The following is a 17,056-nucleotide window of genomic DNA, read 5'->3' as shown; positions in this document are numbered from 1 at the left end:
ATGTTAGTCTTCTTCTGATGGCTTATTAGCTCCGCCTGGTGTCTTACTTTCTCCGCCACTCTTCTTTCCAGCACTTACTACATCATCTATTCTCAAAACTAATGTAGCTGCTTCTGTAGCAGCTTTTATTGCATTCATCTTAACAAGAGCTGGCTCTATTACTCCTTTTTGCCACATATCTACTGGTTGTCCAGCATAGAGATCTATTCCATACCACTTGTTATTCTCATTTTCATGAGTACTTCTTAGCTTCATCAATAGATCAATGGGGTCAAACCCTGCATTTTCAATTAGAATAGATACTAAACTCTCTAATGCATTAGCATAAGCTTCTACAGCTAATTGTTCTTTCCCACCAACTTGTGGTGCATATTTCCTTAATTTCTTAGCAATTTCTATTTCTACAGCTCCGCCACCTGCTATGGCTCTACCATCTTTTATGACATCTGCAACTGTACCTAATGCATCCCTTAAAGCTCTTTCTGTTTCATCAACTAACCTTTCTAATCCTCCTCTAATTAATATGCTTATAGATTTTGGATTCTTTGCTCCTTCTACAAATACCATTTTATCTTCTCCTACTTTTCTTTCCTCAATTAATGATGCATATCCTAAATCTTGCTCTGAGATTTCGTCTATATTTGATACTACTCTACCGCCTGTAGCTCTAGCTAATTTCTCTAAATCGCTCTTCTTAGCTCTTCTTACTGCTAATACTCCTTTTTTAGCTAAATATGACTGAGCTACTTCATCGATTCCTTTTTGGCATATTATAACATTTGCTCCTGTTGCTAAAATTTTATCTACTTTTTCTTTAATCAGATTTTCTTCTTCATCTAAGAATTTCTGCATTTGTGTTGGATCATTTATTCTTATTTCTGCATCAAGTTCTGGTTTTTCTACTTCTAATGATGCATCTATTAAAGCTATTTTAGCATTTTCAAGTCTTTTTGGCATACCTGGGTGTACTACTTCTTTATCAACAACTATTCCATAAACCAGTTGAGTATCATTTATACTTCCTCCAGCTTTTTTAACTATCTGTATATTGTCTAGATCTACGTACCATTTATCTCCTCTTAGTTCTGCAACTTGTGTTACAGCCTTTACTACAATATCTGCTATATACTCTCTTGCACCTGCCACTGCTTTGCTGCTCAAAGAGGTCATTGCAATTTTTCTTAATAAGTCAGTATCATTTATAGAAACAGTTTGAGCTAATTCTTGAATAGTTTGCAAAGCTACTTCTTCAGCTTTTTTATACCCACTTATTATTATTGTAGGATGCACGTCTTTATAAAGTAGATCCTCAGCTTTTTTAACTAGTTCTCCTGAGAATATTACTGCTGTTTTAGTTCCGTCTGCAGTTTCTTCATCTTGACCTTTAGCTATTTGTACTAGCAATTTAGCTGCAGGATGTTGAAGGTCCATTTTGTCTAGTATTGTAGCGCCATCGTTTGTAATAGTAATATCGCCTAAACTATCTACTAACATTTTGTCCATTCCTCTAGGTCCATACGTACTCTTTAACGCTTCTTCTACAGCTTTTACTGCGGCTATATTAGCTCTTACAGCTTCTTTACCATAAGTTCTACTTGAACCTTCTTTTAAAATTATAACAGGTATACCTTCCGGTGTAGTTGCGACTGTAGCAGTTGAGGCCATTACCAATTCACCTTTTCTGGTTCACTTAGAAAAAGCTTATATAAAAATTTTTTGCTCCTCTCATATGTTAGCCATTTCGATTATCCTTATCTTTTCTTTCATAGTAAGTTTCTTTATGGTTTTTCTAAAGTATTTTTCGTTTATTTGAAGTTTTTCTAAAATACTTCTTATCTTCCTAGTATTATATCCACTTAGATAGAAACTCACAGCTACCTTAGTTTTTATCTGTGTTCCAGATAAGTATCCATTATCATTTATCACATTATATATTTTTAATGCGCTAGAATTCATTTTTAATAGTTCTAATGCTATTATATTATTACTTTTTGCAACATTTTGATTTCTATTGATATTATAATTATTTGTAATTTTTATTTTTTTAGAGATAACTCTATAACTATCTCTTTCCATGTTTTTAGACTGTAATGAGTTTATAGTATTTTTAATTTCTTTATCAAAGTAAATAGGATAATAGTCATATGCTTTATCATCTATTACAAGACCGCAGTCACTACATACTACAATTCCTTCTTTTGATTTCCATATTATGTTTGTTGATCCGCATGATGGGCATTTCATAAAGAATAATGTTTTAAAGTATATACAAATCGTTTGTTTTACAAATGTTAATTGTGGGTGTCTTGATCGAAAGTTTGGTGATAATATATGGATATAGATGAAATAATAAAAAAATTTCAAATAGATTTGGATATAGATGAAATTATAGATTATGTAAAAAAGAATTATGATAAGGATAAATTAATATGGGACAAGATAGTTGTTTATATAGATCTTAAGAATAAAGGAAAAAGAATATCTCTCTCAAAATCTCAAGATTTCATATTTATAGAGAAAAAAAATTCAAATGAGCATGGCTCATTAGTATACGTATTAACTGAAAATCAACCGATATTGGTGTCAGACCTGGAAAAAATTGTTAAATTATCAAAGTCATTGAGAGTAGATGTATATCTCTCTATAGTAGATAAATACGGTGATATAACTTATTATAATGTAGATGAAACTAAGTTAACGAAGGGTTAGTAATGGTATCTTTCGAACCTGTAAGGGGAATGAAAGATTATTATGGAATTGAAGCTAAAAAGTTAAGATATTTGGAAGAGCTATTTAGAAAACATGTAGAGATAGCAGGTTATCAAGAAACTATAACACCTATTGTAGAGGATTTTGCGTTATTTGCAATAAAAAGCGGAGAAGAGATAAGAAATACTATGTACGTATTTAAAGATAAGGCAGAAAGAGAAGTAGCTCTAAGGCCAGAAATTACACCCAGTATAGTTCGTCTATACTTAAATTCTATGCAGCATTTGCCTAAACCTATTAGACTATATTATATAGGAAGAGTATATCGATACGATGAACCACAGTTAGGTAGATATAGGGAATTTAGACAGGCTGGAGTGGAAATGTTAGGTTCTAACTCAATATTAAGCGATATAGAGATTATAAAGCTTCTTTATGATTTTTATAATGAATTAGGATTATCCAAATCTATATTATTAAAAATTAATAATATAGGATTATATAGAAGCATATTTAGAAAATTTAATATTGAGGAAAATGTTCAAGAACATCTTTTACATTTAATAGACAAAGGTAAAAAAGACGAGAGTATGCAGATTTTGAATAAATATATATCACAGAATAATGTGTTAAATCTAATTAATACATTATTATATTCTAATCTAAAAATGGATGAAGTTGAATCAGAAATACAAAAAATCGGAATAAAATGCCTAGATGAAGAGTTTAATAGATTTAAAAAAACTATTACCATACTAAATAATCTTAATATAAGATCTGTTGTAGATTTAAGTTTTGTAAGAGGTTTGGCATATTATACTGGGATAATATTCGAAATAACTCACCCTAAAGTTACTTTTAGTGTCGCTGGAGGCGGTAGGTATGATAATTTAGTAGAAATATATGGAGGAACGTATACTCCAGCAATAGGTTTTGCAATAGGTATAGAAAGAACATCAGTACTAATAAATTATGAGACTTACAGATCACCTCAAGTAGTAGTTATAGTTCTAGACGATTCGGTAATAGATTACGCACTCTCAATATTAGATATATTAAGATCATCAGATATAATAGCTATTCTTAATGTAAAAGAGCAGTCCTTAGGTAAACTTTTATCTTCCTATTTTGAACAGAATGTAAGATATGCCGTTATAGTAGGTAATAATGAGAAAATTTCTAGAAAAGTAGTTCTTAAAGATCTTGCTTCTAGATCGCAAGAAATAGTAAGTTCAGATGAACTCATTACACATTTAAGACAAATATTATAACTTGTAGCTACATTATTTATTCTGTTGATATAAAATGGAAGAACTTCCTTCAACTGCGGTGGGAATAAGATTAAATGATGGAGTAATTTTAGGTGCTGTTAGAAGATTAAGCTATGGTGGTTATGTTCTTAGTAAATCTGCTAAAAAAGTATTTATTCTAGGAAAATTCGGAATAGCTGGAGCAGGACTTTTTGGTGATTTCCAAGCAATTATTAGAATAATGAATGCTAACATTAAATATTATGAATTATCTAATAATAGGCCAATATCCACTAAAGCTGCTGCTAAATTACTATCAGTGATGCTTTACCAGTATAAGTACATGCCATTTATCTCAGAGATATTATTTGGAGGAATGGATGACGGGAAACCTCAGTTCTATGTTTTAGACCCCATTGGATCCTTATTAGAAGATACTTATGCTGCAGTAGGTTCTGGTGCTAGAGTGGCTATAGGAGTCTTAGAGTCAGCATATAAAGAAGATTTATCTATAGATAAAGGGAGAGATCTGGTAATTTCATCATTAAGGGCCTCTATAGAGCGAGATACCACGTCCGGTGATGGAATTGATATATTAACTATAACTAAAAACAAGATAGATACGGAGTTTATATCAAGCTAAGACTATTTTTAACGCATAATTTGTTAGTTGTTATGTTTTTATAATACAGACATATACATGGTCCATAATGCTAATATTATATTTATTACAGAAGCTTTCGTCTGAAACTATTCTTATTAAAGGTCCAAATAATGAAATAATTGTAACGTAACTTTCTTGATGCTTTTCAGTTACTACATAGCCATGTGCACAAAAATCATTATTAGTGAATTCTGGTTTATTTTTGGAAATAATGAATTTTACTTGTTGATTGGCCGTAAAGACATTTATTTGTGATATCATATCGACGTCTATCTTTATTTTTCCGCAATCTAATTTGATTACGTCAATACCTCTTATAGCTCCTTGTTCTATAGATGTAATCCTACATAATTCTTGATATTCATAACTATTTTTCGAGAGCAAGATTTTTCATTTCCTTATTTAAATCCTTATATATTAACTTTATGGGGCAAGAATTATGAGTATAGTTAGAAGAATAGTTTCAGATATAAATTCATTACTCGATAAAACAGTAATAGTAAAGCTTGTTAATAACCGAGTATATACTGGTCAATTATCTTCATATGAGCTTACTCCTTTTATAATAAGCTTATCTAATGCCAAAGATAACGATAATAATACATTTTTTAAGGTTATACTAAATGGAAATAATATAACAGAGATTCTAGTCAAGAATGCCCCTTTGTTTGATGTTAAGGAATTTGCAGATATAATAGAGCATTCTTTGAATCTAAGACCAGGTGATGTTAAGGTATATGAAGAAGCAGGAGTAATAACTGTTTTAGAACGAATAAAAGTAACTGAAGGTGGCGTAGAAGGTAATGGACCACTAGCCCAGAGGATTTATGACATGTATAATGACTATATGTCAAAGAAGAGGAAAGAATTAAAATGATTGGAGATTTTGAGTTAAAAGATGAAGACCTAGCAGGTCGTATCGGAATATTAGAAACAAAACATTCTAAACTAGAGACACCAGTTTTCTTTCCAGTTGTAAATCCATTAAAATCTGAAATAACTATAGATGATATAAAACAATTGAAATTTAAACAGTTTATAACTAACTCATATATATTATATAAAAATAATGTTATACAAAATAATGTACATGACGATTTGCATTTTGATAGTACGATAATGACTGATTCTGGAGCATATCAGATTCTTCAATATGGAAATATTAATATAAATAATTCTGAAATAGTTAATTATCAAATTAAAATAAAGCCAGATATTGCAGTTTTTTTGGATATTCCAACTGGTAATATAGATAATTTTGAAGATGCAAAAAAAACTGTAGAAGATACGATATATAGAGGAAAAGAAACTCTTGAAATTATTAAAGATGAACAAGAGATAGTTTGGGTTCACCCTATTCAGGGTGGTAAGTTTTTAGACTTACTTTCATACTCTGCAAAGGCTGCTAATAATACGTCATATAAATTTCTGGCATTAGGAAGTCCTACAGTTATTATGAAAGAGTATGACTATGCCACATTAATAGATATGATATTTACTGTAAGATCGAATATTTCAAGAGGAAAACCTCTTCATTTATTTGGAGGAGGGCTTCCACAAATAATTCCGTTCGCTGTCGCTTTAGGCGTGGATTCATTTGATTCCGCATCGTATATAATATATGCCAGGGATAATAGATATATTACCAGGACAAGAACATATAAATTAGACGAGTTAGATTACTTTCCTTGCAGTTGTCCAGTATGTTCTAAATATTCTCCTAAAGAACTTATGGAAATGGATAAGGACAGTAGAATTAGACTATTAGCTCTTCATAATTTATATAAAATTTTGGAAGAGATAAACGACACTAAGTTAGCTATCAAAGAGAACAGATTATTTGAATATTTACAAGAGAAATCTTATTCTCATCCTGCAGTATATTCTGCTTTTAGACGGTTATTAAAATACGCTGAATACCTTGAAAAATATGATCCACGAGTAAAGGGCGAAATTAAAGGTATTTTCTATTTTGACGAAACTTCGTTTTCAAGACCAGAAATTTTAAGACACTATAGATTCTTGGATTCTTTACAAAAGCATAATCGTAATGCAGTTATAATATGTGGAGATAATTTAACAGTCCCAGTTATAAATGACTCTAAAGTAAGAAGAATTCTACTAAAACGCTATTCTGATTCTGACATTTATGTGGCATTACCATTCTATGGCCTAATACCAGCGATGATTTCTGAATCTTATCCTCTTGCGCAATTTGAAATGCCTACTGAATTATCTACTGAAGTCATTTCAAAAACTATTACTCAAATTTCCAATTTCATAAAATCCAAAAAATATGATAATATAGAGTTTGCTAATTGTGAAAAATCTATATTATCACATATAATGTCTATCAAGCCCTGACCTATTAGCCTCTTTTTGTAAGTATTCAAGTTGTTTACGTATTTCTTCCTCTATCTTTTTTGCATCTTCGTATAATTCATCTACAGCTATGTCAAAGCCCACTATTTTATTTATAGCTTCTACAGCAGCCGCAGCCGCAGCAGGGTCTATCCTATCTTTATCTGAATATGGAAGTATTACAGTTGCTGGCACATCTTTAATTTCGGAATAAATTGTAAATAATGCTAATGGACCTACCATAATTAGTTGTTTGTCAAGTTCTGGATATTGTAAATTTAAATCACTTTTAGATGTTTTCATCCATTTTAGTTTTTCGTTACTAGTTTTATAATTTTTATCTAATCCACCTATTAATATGGCGTTTTTTATCTCTAATTTTTTTACCCAATTAACAATTTTTCTTGAAAAGACATTCCATTCTTTTTCAACTGGTAAAATATGGTTTAATTCCACAATTACGTTATATTCTTTGTCATAAAACAGTTCGAAAGGTGTTACAATTCCATATTCGTCCAAAAAAGTTACTCCGTTCAAGTATTTAGTAGTTATAAACCCTATTCGTTGCATTCTTCTTTTTAATACTATATGTCTAGTTGCCAAGTAACCAACTTCACCTAATGTTCTAAATCCAGTTATAAAGAAAGAATGTTTAAGCTCGCTTTCACTAATTCCCTTAAGTATTATTCCCATTTTTTAATCTCCCCTTTACATTTACGGCTACTCCTCTCTTATATTCTATTGCTTCTTCTCCAGATATTTTCATTCTTCCGTAGGCTATTAGTTCGTCTTCTTCGTTTACTACTATTACATTATCGCCAGATCTAAGACCTTTATCAATGTTTATTATATGCTTAGAAAACACATTCCCTCCTTCTCTTATTATTCTCCCTATATCATTGGAGATTATCACCCTAAAATCTGGTGGTTTTGAGCATTGTTTTATAATATTTGCTGAAATGTTTGTTAATGAAAATAGATTATCTTGTGCTCTAAGTACTAGATATAAAGAATTATCTTTATTTAAGATATTTCTTATTCTCCAAGTATTTAATGACCTTTGTATAAAAAAAATTGACTTATCTGGAAAAAGACAATTAGCAATATCTTGCCTAAATTGATATTCAGCAATATTTCTTAGATAGATAAAATCAAAGTCAACTAACTCCTGAGGTTCAGTTACGAATTGTTTTTCTTCTCTATCACGCATATTTCTCTTCTCTTGATTTATATTCTTCCTTTTTTCTGTTTTCATTTACTCTGTTTATAGCCTTAATGAAATCATCAACATATATTTCTCTTCTTCCTTCTCTAATTGCTATATATCCAGCTTCTGTACAAATATTTCTTATATCTGCTCCGCTAAAACCTTCAGTATATCGTGCTATTTTATCTATATCGAAATTATCTAATCTAACTTTCATTTTTTTGATATATATTTGCAAAATATCTTTTCTAGCCTTTAAATCTGGCAAAGGAATTTCAATTAATCTATCGAATCTGCCAGGTCTTAGTAATGCGGGATCTAAAATATCCACTCTATTAGTAGCTGCTATTATTTTGACGTTGTCTAATGGTTGGAAGCCATCTAACTCAGAAAGTAGTTGCATGAGAGTTCTTTGAATTTCTCTCTCTCCACTAGTTCCTAAATCAACTCTTTTAGCCCCTATTGCATCAATTTCATCAATAAATACTATAGAAGGAGCTTTCTTTTTAGCTAATTCAAAGACTTCTCTTACAATACGAGCTCCTTCACCTACAAACTTTTGTGCAAATTCAGATGCTACTACATGGATAAACGTGGAATTACTTTCTGTGGCAACTGCTTTGGCTAACATTGTTTTTCCTGTTCCTGGTGGACCAAATAATAAAACTCCTTTAGGAGGCTGTACTCCTAGTTCTTTAAAGATAGCTGGATTTTTCAAAGGTAGTTCAACAACTTCTCTTAATTCTTGAATTTGCTTTTCTAGACCTCCTATGTCACTATACTTCACGCTTGGCTTTTCAACTATTTCCATTGATTTAACTAATGGATCTTCTCTATTAGGCAAGATTTCTACTATAGTAGAACCTCTCTGATTCAGTGCTACTGACGATCCCGGCTTTATATTTGATATATCTATTCCATTACTCAGGTTTACTACTAAATTAGGTCCAGAAGTGCTTCGTACTATTACTCTATTATTATTAAGCACGTCCAGAACTACTGCTTCGATTAATGGTGGGCTAAGTAATTTTTCTAATTCCGATTTATAGTAGTTTAGCTCTTTTCTTAAACTTTCAGCTTCAATCTGTAATGCTTTAATTTTTTCTTCCAAAATTTTAATTATTTGCTCATCTGAGTTAGTATTATCCCTAGATAAATCTAATTCTCCAGACAAACTTATCCATTATACTTATTTATGAGATAGACTAAAAATGTTTGTTGCCATTTATTATATAAGTGATAGTATGCAGAAAGAAGCCGAGAATTACTGTGAGTTATGTGGATCTGTAATACATGGGAAGGGAATTACTGTGAACTATGAAGGTAGTACGATTACTATTTGTCCTGCATGTTATTCAAAAATAAAAAGTCATGCAAAAATTGTTGAAAATAAAAAGCAAAATACTGTACAATCAAGACAAACGAAAAAAACTCAAACAGAAACTATATGGGAGATAGTAGATGACTATCCGAAAATAATTAAAGAAGCTAGAGAGAGTCACGGGATGAGCACTAAAGAATTGGCGCAAAAATTAAAAGTTCAAGAGAATATTGTAAAAAGAATTGAAACTGGAAAACTAAAACCAACAATACAACTAGCCAAAGATTTAGAAAGGATCTTATCAATAAAAATATTAGTAAAAATTGATGAGAGCAATGATAATAACTCTAATAATATAAATAATTATGAATTAACGCTTGGTGATATAATAAACATAAGAGAGGGGAGGAAGTGAAAGCAGTACTCTTTGTATCAGACGAATTTAAAGATGAAGCATTAACATTAGCTGAAACAGCCGGTTATGAGATTTTAGATATATATAAATTACCTAAGAAGCCTAATTCATTTTTTTATATTCAAGAAGACAGATTGGCTAAAATTGCAGAGTCTAATAATATCGATACTATAATAATTTTCGATTTACTTAGGCCAAGACATTTTATTAACCTTAATAGGAAAATACCTGAAAAGAAAGTTATAGATAAACTTTTGCTATTGTTAGAAATATTCGCGCTTCATGCTGGATCTAAAGAAGCAAAGCTACAGATAGAATTAGCTAGGCTAAGATACGAGTTACCTATAATAAAGGATATGTATAAAAAATCTAAAATAACAGAACAACAAGGTCCATTAGGCGCAGGAGTATACGGCGTAGAATCGACTTTAAGACTTTATCATAGAAAAATATCAAGAATATCTAAAGAATTAGAACATCTAAAGGAAAGTAGAGAAATTCAGGTCCAAAAGACTAAAAATGAAGGTTTACCGAGTATTGCTATAGCGGGTTATACTAACGCTGGCAAAACTTCAATATTTAACGCACTTACTGGGCTCAGTCAAAAAGTAGATAATTCTATGTTTACCACAACTTCGCCTAAGCGATATTCAATAAAGGTTGATAGTAAAAAGATTCTTCTTGTAGATACAGTTGGATTTATAAGAGGAATCCCTCCTCAAATTATTGAGGCTTTCTTTGTCACATTATCAGAAATAAAATATGCGTCTGGAATTCTAATGGTAGTAGATATTTCGTTGCCAGATCTTACCTTAATTGATATGATAAAATCATCATTTAATATAATAAGAGAAATAGGTGTATCTGGCAAACCTATAATAATGGTTGCTAATAAAGTAGATAAAGTGCATGATAATACTGACGTTTTACGAAAACTTGACATTATTTCAAAGCTAAGTAATGAACTTTATTTTCCGATAATTGATGTTATTTCTACTTCAGCAACTAAGTTATATAATATAGACGTGCTGAGGGAGAGAACATTAAAACTTCTGAGTTAAAAAATATTTATATACTAAGACTTGGTCATAGGCCAGGTAGAGACAAGAGAGTTACTACGCATGTTGCATTGGTTGCCAGAGCTTTCGGCGCTAAGGGGATATATATTGAAGGGGAGGATGAAAATATACTTAAAAGTATAGAAAAGGTAAAAAATGAGTGGGGAGGAAATTATTTTACTCTTTCATTTATTAAAAACCCAAAGAAACTCGTAGAAGAATGGAAAAACAACGGCGGAAAAGTTATTCATCTTACTATGTATGGTATAAATATTAATAGTATTGCTGGCACTATACCAGACCTAGATAACATTCTCGTAATTGTAGGTGCAGAAAAAGTAGAAAGTTGGTATTATCATGCTGCGGATTATAATATAGCAATCTCTAATCAGCCACATTCTGAAGTTGCTGCTTTAGCAATTTTTTTAGATAGAATATATAAGGGAGAACAACTAAATATAGTATTTGGAGACTCAAAATTTCTTATTGTTCCCCAAAAAGCAGGAAAAAAGGTGATTAAAAAATGAGTAATATAGATAATTTGGTCACAAGCCTAGCTAAAGAGTTATTAGGAGAGGAGGTTTTAGATGTTTTGCAATTTCTCTTAAACAGAAAAATAGAAATAACCGATGATGAAATAGCTAATGAATTAGGAGTAAAAGTGAACGAAGTAAGGAAAAAACTTTATGCATTAGCAGACCAAGGTTTAGTAAGCTACAGGCGGTCTAGAGATAAAGATACTGGTTGGTACGTATATTATTGGAAAGTAAATACAGATCAAATAAACGATATATTATTAAATAGAAAAAGAGAAATTTTAGAGAAGCTAAAAACTAGATTAGAGTACGAAGAAAACAATGAGTTCTATATCTGTCCAGAAGATAAAAATAAATATACTTTCGAGGAAGCCTTTGAGAACGAATTTAAGTGCCCGCGTTGTGGGTCACAACTAGAATATTATGACTCTAAAAAAGTTAGGGAAGTATTAGGGAAGAAGATAAAAGATTTGCAAGATGAAATAGATAAAGAGACTAAACTTGGCCCCTCTAACAGTAGTTGATCTTTTTTGTGGAACTGGAGGATTTTCATTAGGATTTAGGCAACAAGGATTTAAAATATTGTTAGGTATTGACATAAATCACTCAGCAGCAAGATCTTATGCTTTGAATTTTCCTTCAACAATTACAATCGAGGATGACATAAGAAATATAACAAGCAGAGATATAATTGATCTTATAGGAGGTAAACCTCCAGATATTGTAATAGGAAGTCCTCCTTGTGAACCTTTTACAGCTGCTAATCCCTTTAGATTGAATAATGCTATAGATAGATTGTATTTAGATGAGCGTGGTACCCTAACTCTTGAATATATTAGGTTAATAGGAGAATTACGACCTAAAGTGTTTGTAATGGAGAACGTACCAGCAATAGTTGAGACACGAGAGCTTAAGGAAGCCTTAATTACAGAATTTATGAAGAATGGTTATAAACCAATTTTTAATTTTCTCCATGCTGAAGATTATGGGAATCCGTCTAAAAGAACTAGAGTATTTATTTCGAATATAGCTATATGCCCTGCTAAAGATAAAAAGAAAGTTACCGTGGCAGAGGCTATAAATGATCTTGAAGAAAGATTTGATATACCTAATAATGAAATAACTGAATTATCAGAAAAGAAAATGAAAGAGATTTCAAAACTAAGCTACGGAGATTATTTAACTATGTTTAGAAGTTATAGGGGCGATGTTCCTGTTTATATTAGACTCGATCCGTATGACCTAGCTCCAACAATATTAGGTAATTCTAGATTTATTCATCCATTTCATGATAGGTATCTAACTGTGAGAGAACAAGCAAGACTTATGAGCTATCCAGACGATCATGTTTTTATAGGTAGTAAAGACGAGCAGTATAATCAAATAGGTGAATCAGTTCCAGTAGTCTTATCAAATGCTATAGCATCATATATAAAGGTGAAAATTTTTGGTGATAATGATAGGTCTACATAATATTGCAAGTTATCAAAGATTGATGGATTTTTCTAAAGCAGTATTTAATTTTGATATTAAATATTTTGTAATAACTAAAGTTAGTGGGACTGCCGCGCAAACAGGTATACCAGATTTAAGTAAATTGGCTTTTAAACAAGGCAAATCGTTTATAGTTTTACCTGATCTTAAAGACGCAATAGAATTATTGCATCCAGATAACGTATACCTTTTATCAAATTACTCTGATAAGGAATTGCATCCAGATAGTATAGATTATAATAAAAAAACATTAATAGTATTTTCAGGAATAGAAAGTGGATTTACAAAAATTGAACAAAGTCTTGGTGAAATAGTTAGACTCCCTAGAATAAAATTAGATATTGGTCCAGTGGCTTCTTTGGGTGCGTTACTTTATTGTGTAATCAATAATAGCAAAAACTAAAAGAAAACTATAAAAGTATAAAACGGATAGAAATAAAGTAAGGGCCCGTCGTCTAGCCTGGTTAGGACGCTGCCCTTACAAGGCAGAGGTCTAGGGTTCAAATCCCTACGGGCCCATTCCTTTATCTCTTTATTAGATAATTACTTAAAATCTTAAATATTATTAAAGGGACAGTCTATTATGATTCTTAGATACGACTTATCTCAAGACGAGATTCCAACTAATTGGTATAATATACTTCCGGATTTACCAGAACCTTTACCTCAACCACAAGACCCTACTGGAAAATCTTTTGGAGTTCTAAAACAAGCTTTACCATCAAAAGATTTGGAAAATGAATTCTCAACTCAGAGGTATATAAAAATTCCTGATGAGGTTATTGAAAGATATTTACAAGTAGGTAGACCTACGCCTATAATTAGAGCTAAAAAATTAGAAGAATATCTTGGTGGTTATATTAAGATATATATGAAAATGGAAAGTCATACGTATACCGGTTCTCATAAGATTAACAGTGCTATTCCGCATGTATATTATGCTACATTAGATAATGCTAAGTTTGTTTCTACTGAAACAGGAGCTGGGCAATGGGGATCGGCAGTAGCATTAGCTAGTGCTCTTTTTAAAATGAAAGCATATGTATTTATGGTTAGAACTAGTTACTTTGCAAAACCTTATAGAAAATATATGATAGAAATGTATGGAGCAGAGATACATCCCAGTCCTTCAGATTTTACTGAATATGGAAAAAAGATTTTAGAGAAGGATCCAAATAATCCTGGTAGTTTAGGTATAGCAATTACTGATGCTATAACGTATGCCTTAAATAATGGAGGAAAATATTTAGTAGGAAGTGTAGTTAATTCAGATATCTTATATAAAACTATTGCGGGTCAAGAAGCAAAAATTCAAATGGAAAAAATTGGAGAAGATCCAGATTATATAATAGGAGTTGTAGGCGGAGGATCTAATTATGCTGCTTTAGCATATCCATTTTTAGGAGACGAATTACGAAGTGGAAAAATAAGAAGAAAATATATAGCATCTGGATCTCTGGAAGTTCCAAAAATGACTAAAGGAGTTTACAGATACGATTATCCAGATACAGGGAAGGTACTCCCAATGCTAAAAATGTACACTATAGGTTATGATTTTATACCGCCTGCAGTATATGCTGGAGGATTAAGATACCATGCGGTTGCTCCTTCATTATCTCTTTTAATGAATAAGGGAATAGTTGAATCACGGGATTATAGCCAAGAAGAAGCCTTTAAGTGGGCTAGAATATTTTCGGAGATAGAAGGCTGGATTCCAGCTCCAGAAACTAGTCATGCCCTTCCAATACTTAAAGAAATAGCTGATAATGCTAAAAAAGAAGGAGAAGAAAAAACAGTACTTGTAAGTTTCTCTGGACATGGATTATTAGATCTAGGTAATTATGCCGATGTTTTAGGCTTTAAATAGGTTTTAAATTTAATAATGTAGTTTTATCTTTATTTAGGCATGGAATATAATGTAAAGGATCTGTCACTTGCAGATCAAGGTAAGAAACAAATAGAATGGGCAGAAATGCATATGCCAGCATTAATTAGCATAAGACAACAACTATCTTCTTCTCAAGCTTTTAAAGGTATAAGAATTAGTGCAGTCTTACATGTAACTAAAGAAACTGCAGCTTTAGTTAGAACATTAAAGGCAGCTGGAGCTGATATATACCTGGCAGGAAGTAATCCACTTTCTACTCAAGACGATGTAGCGGCGGCTCTTGTTAAATATGATGGAATACATGTTTTCGCATGGAAAGGAGAGTCAGAAACAGATTATTACAATAATATGAACGAAATTCTAAAGTATGAGCCAAACGTTGTTATGGATGATGGCGGAGATTTACATGCTCTTATTCATGAAAAATATAGGAATATTAAACTATTTGGAGGTACAGAAGAGACTACGACTGGAGTAATAAGATTAAAAGCCATGGAAGAACAAGGAGTATTGCTTTATCCCGTTATAGCAGTTAACAATGCATTTACAAAATACTTATTTGACAATAGAGTAGGAACTGGACAAAGTGCAATAGATGGTATTTTAAGGGCTACAAATATTTTGATAGCTGGTAAGGTAGCTGTAGTAGTAGGTTATGGTTGGGTTGGCAGAGGCATAGCATCTAGATTAAGAGGAATGGGAGCTAGAGTGATAGTAGTGGAGGTAAGTCCGTTAAGGGCATTAGAAGCTTTGATGGATGGATTTGATGTAATGCCTATGAAAGACGCAGCTAAAATTGGAGATCTATTTGTTACAGCTACTGGAAATATAAACGTAATATCCAAAGATCATATACTCCTAATGAAGAACGGTGCTATACTAGCTAATGCTGGACATTTTAATGTTGAAATAGATGTTAAAGGATTGAAAGAAATAGCCAAAAATATTAGAACCATAAGACCATATACAGAAGAATACGAATTACCTAATGGGAATAAAGTGTATTTACTGGCAGATGGTCGATTAGTAAACTTAGCAGCCGCAGAAGGACATCCTAGTGAGGTTATGGATCTTAGCTTTTCTAATCAAGCCTTATCAGTAGATTATATTGTAAAAAATCATTTATCTATAGAAAAAAGAGTTTATAATGTACCTTTAGATATAGACGAGCAAGTGGCATTTCTTAAACTAAAAGGTATGGGTATAGAAATAGAGACCATGACTGAAGAACAAAAAGAGTATATAAAACAATGGAAATACGGCACATAATTTTTTACGTAAGTCTTATAAGGGATTATTTTATAGAAAATAGAAGTGGGCCCGTAGCTCAGCTAGGTAGAGCGCTCGGCTCATAGCCTGTTGAGATACCGAGTGGTCGAGGGTTCAAATCCCTCCGGGCCCATCTCTTTTCTAACAACTAATTTTAAAATCCTTAACCTTTAGTGGTTCTAGATTCATATGTTCAAGGATAATGATTTCCTATATATAGATTATACTGCAAAAATAAAGGATACTAATGAAATAATTGATACAACTATTGAGGAAGAGGCAAAAAAAGCTAATATTTTCAATTCAGAAAAAAAATATGGGCCACAACTTGTTATATTAGGAGAACATAGATTAGTAAAAGGGCTTGAAGAGGCATTATATAATTTTAATATAAACGAAGAAAAAACCATAGAAGTTACTCCAGATAAAGCATATGGAGAAAGAGATCCTACAAAAATAAAAATAGTATCATTAGGAGAATTAAAAAGACAAGGTATTAGCCCTTATCCAAATATGGTAATAAGACTTCAGGATGGTTCTTTAGCTACTATAAAAAGCGTAAGCGGTGGAAGAGTAATTATAGATCTTAATCATCCTTATGCAGGAAAGACTATTTTATATCAGGTAAAAATAGTTAAACAATTACAAGACGATAAGGAAAAAATTTCGGCTTTATTAGAGAGATGGTTCGGTAGTAATCCTAAACTAAACTTTGAAATTACAGATGATAAGAAAAATGTTAATTTTAACGTAAATAAGGATATTTTCCTTCTAGAAGATATACAGATGAGGAAATTCATGTTAGCAAAGGATATAATAACGTTTGTTCTTCCAGAATCGGTTGTAAGCTACACTGAAAAATACGATAAGTCCGTTTTTTAAAT

20 protein-coding genes and 2 tRNA genes are annotated in these 17,056 nt (G+C 31.5%); 16 read left to right on the top strand and 6 right to left on the bottom strand.

The genetic code is table 11. The features are described 5' to 3' along the window. Positions 1-3: 3 nt before the first annotated feature. Both thsB and DFR85_RS23270 read right to left on the bottom strand, forming a co-directional pair. Complete coding sequence (gene thsB, locus DFR85_RS23275; protein WP_110270332.1) at positions 4-1,665, bottom strand: thermosome subunit beta; 1,662 nt, start codon at positions 1,663-1,665, stop codon at positions 4-6. Positions 1,666-1,725: 60 nt separating this feature from the next. After that, positions 1,726-2,244, bottom strand: a complete 519-nt coding sequence (locus DFR85_RS23270; RefSeq protein WP_110270331.1) for a TFIIB-type zinc ribbon-containing protein — start codon at positions 2,242-2,244, stop codon at positions 1,726-1,728. Between the two features lie 87 nt (positions 2,245-2,331). On the opposite strand from DFR85_RS23270, the gene DFR85_RS23265 reads away from it, so the two are divergent. From DFR85_RS23265 to psmB, 3 genes are read left to right on the top strand one after another with little or no spacing between them, the layout of a single operon-like run. After that, complete coding sequence (locus DFR85_RS23265; protein ID WP_110270330.1) at positions 2,332-2,709, top strand: ribonuclease BN; 378 nt, start codon at positions 2,332-2,334, stop codon at positions 2,707-2,709. A 2-nt stretch (positions 2,710-2,711) separates the two neighbouring features. Then, entirely contained in the window at positions 2,712-3,980 is a 1,269-nt protein-coding gene (hisS, locus tag DFR85_RS23260) for a histidine--tRNA ligase (RefSeq protein ID WP_110270329.1), read from the top strand. 34 nt (positions 3,981-4,014) lie between these two features. Beyond that, positions 4,015-4,602 (top strand): archaeal proteasome endopeptidase complex subunit beta, encoded by a 588-nt coding sequence (psmB, locus tag DFR85_RS23255; RefSeq protein WP_110270328.1) that lies wholly within the window; start codon positions 4,015-4,017, stop codon positions 4,600-4,602. A 30-nt stretch (positions 4,603-4,632) separates the two neighbouring features. Here psmB and DFR85_RS23250 read toward each other — a convergent pair whose 3' ends face one another. Further along, positions 4,633-5,007, bottom strand: coding sequence for a DNA-directed RNA polymerase subunit G (locus tag DFR85_RS23250; RefSeq protein ID WP_110270327.1), 375 nt, complete (start codon positions 5,005-5,007; stop codon positions 4,633-4,635). Positions 5,008-5,062: 55 nt separating this feature from the next. On the opposite strand from DFR85_RS23250, the gene DFR85_RS23245 reads away from it, so the two are divergent. Both DFR85_RS23245 and tgtA read left to right on the top strand, forming a co-directional pair. After that, complete coding sequence (locus DFR85_RS23245; protein WP_110270326.1) at positions 5,063-5,500, top strand: Lsm family RNA-binding protein; 438 nt, start codon at positions 5,063-5,065, stop codon at positions 5,498-5,500. Beyond that, positions 5,500-6,987: a tRNA guanosine(15) transglycosylase TgtA gene (gene tgtA / locus DFR85_RS23240; RefSeq protein ID WP_110271815.1), complete on the top strand. Its 1,488-nt coding sequence runs from the start codon at positions 5,500-5,502 to the stop codon at positions 6,985-6,987. The genes DFR85_RS23245 and tgtA overlap by 1 nt, the downstream gene beginning before the upstream one ends. Here tgtA and DFR85_RS23235 read toward each other — a convergent pair. Genes DFR85_RS23235 through DFR85_RS23225 form a run of 3 tightly spaced genes read right to left on the bottom strand, consistent with a single transcriptional unit; the run spans position 6,961 to position 9,365 of the window. Beyond that, positions 6,961-7,677 carry a proteasome assembly chaperone family protein gene (locus DFR85_RS23235; RefSeq protein WP_110270325.1) on the bottom strand — a complete coding sequence of 239 codons (717 nt, stop codon included), beginning with the start codon at positions 7,675-7,677 and terminating at the stop codon, positions 6,961-6,963. The two genes, tgtA and DFR85_RS23235, sit on opposite strands and share 27 nt — an antisense overlap. After that, a complete protein-coding gene (locus tag DFR85_RS23230; protein WP_110271816.1) occupies positions 7,661-8,194 on the bottom strand; it encodes a PUA domain-containing protein in 534 nt (177 codons plus the stop codon). Before DFR85_RS23230 ends, DFR85_RS23235 begins: the two co-directional genes overlap by 17 nt. Beyond that, positions 8,187-9,365, bottom strand: coding sequence for a proteasome-activating nucleotidase (locus tag DFR85_RS23225; protein ID WP_110270324.1), 1,179 nt, complete (start codon positions 9,363-9,365; stop codon positions 8,187-8,189). Before DFR85_RS23225 ends, DFR85_RS23230 begins: the two co-directional genes overlap by 8 nt. A 70-nt stretch (positions 9,366-9,435) precedes the next feature. Here DFR85_RS23225 and DFR85_RS23220 point away from each other — a divergent pair, with 70 nt between their 5' ends. The 11 genes from DFR85_RS23220 to DFR85_RS23170 all read left to right on the top strand — a co-directional run bounded on the left by DFR85_RS23220 (position 9,436) and on the right by DFR85_RS23170 (position 17,054). Continuing rightward, positions 9,436-9,927 carry a multiprotein bridging factor aMBF1 gene (locus DFR85_RS23220; RefSeq protein WP_110271814.1) on the top strand — a complete coding sequence of 164 codons (492 nt, stop codon included), beginning with the start codon at positions 9,436-9,438 and terminating at the stop codon, positions 9,925-9,927. Beyond that, on the top strand, positions 9,924-10,988 hold the full coding sequence (gene hflX, locus DFR85_RS23215) for a GTPase HflX (protein WP_110270323.1): 1,065 nt from the start codon (positions 9,924-9,926) through the stop codon (positions 10,986-10,988). The genes DFR85_RS23220 and hflX overlap by 4 nt, the downstream gene beginning before the upstream one ends. A gap of 11 nt (positions 10,989-10,999) precedes the next feature. Beyond that, positions 11,000-11,512 carry a tRNA methyltransferase gene (locus DFR85_RS23210; RefSeq protein ID WP_110270322.1) on the top strand — a complete coding sequence of 171 codons (513 nt, stop codon included), beginning with the start codon at positions 11,000-11,002 and terminating at the stop codon, positions 11,510-11,512. Next, positions 11,509-12,045: a transcription factor E gene (tfe, locus tag DFR85_RS23205; RefSeq protein WP_110270321.1), complete on the top strand. Its 537-nt coding sequence runs from the start codon at positions 11,509-11,511 to the stop codon at positions 12,043-12,045. Before DFR85_RS23210 ends, tfe begins: the two co-directional genes overlap by 4 nt. Continuing rightward, complete coding sequence (locus DFR85_RS23200; protein WP_110270320.1) at positions 12,023-12,994, top strand: DNA cytosine methyltransferase; 972 nt, start codon at positions 12,023-12,025, stop codon at positions 12,992-12,994. Before tfe ends, DFR85_RS23200 begins: the two co-directional genes overlap by 23 nt. Further along, a complete protein-coding gene (locus DFR85_RS23195; protein ID WP_246253067.1) occupies positions 12,978-13,418 on the top strand; it encodes a RecB-family nuclease in 441 nt (146 codons plus the stop codon). The genes DFR85_RS23200 and DFR85_RS23195 overlap by 17 nt, the downstream gene beginning before the upstream one ends. A 41-nt stretch (positions 13,419-13,459) precedes the next feature. After that, a tRNA-Val gene (locus DFR85_RS23190) sits at positions 13,460-13,534 on the top strand. 64 nt (positions 13,535-13,598) lie between these two features. Beyond that, positions 13,599-14,882: a TrpB-like pyridoxal phosphate-dependent enzyme gene (locus DFR85_RS23185; protein ID WP_110270318.1), complete on the top strand. Its 1,284-nt coding sequence runs from the start codon at positions 13,599-13,601 to the stop codon at positions 14,880-14,882. Positions 14,883-14,921: 39 nt separating this feature from the next. Continuing rightward, positions 14,922-16,172, top strand: coding sequence for an adenosylhomocysteinase (gene ahcY, locus DFR85_RS23180; protein ID WP_110270317.1), 1,251 nt, complete (start codon positions 14,922-14,924; stop codon positions 16,170-16,172). 47 nt (positions 16,173-16,219) lie between these two features. Next, positions 16,220-16,305 (top strand) — tRNA-Ile (locus DFR85_RS23175). A gap of 56 nt (positions 16,306-16,361) precedes the next feature. Next, a complete protein-coding gene (locus tag DFR85_RS23170) occupies positions 16,362-17,054 on the top strand; it encodes an FKBP-type peptidyl-prolyl cis-trans isomerase (RefSeq protein WP_110270316.1) in 693 nt (230 codons plus the stop codon). The last annotated feature ends 2 nt before the right edge of the window (positions 17,055-17,056 follow it).

This window comes from Acidianus brierleyi, from assembly GCF_003201835.2.
GTDB classification, from domain to species: domain Archaea; phylum Thermoproteota; class Thermoprotei_A; order Sulfolobales; family Sulfolobaceae; genus Aramenus; species Aramenus brierleyi.
Note: the sequence above shows the minus strand (reverse complement) of the source record. Positions and strands in the feature narration are given on the sequence as shown.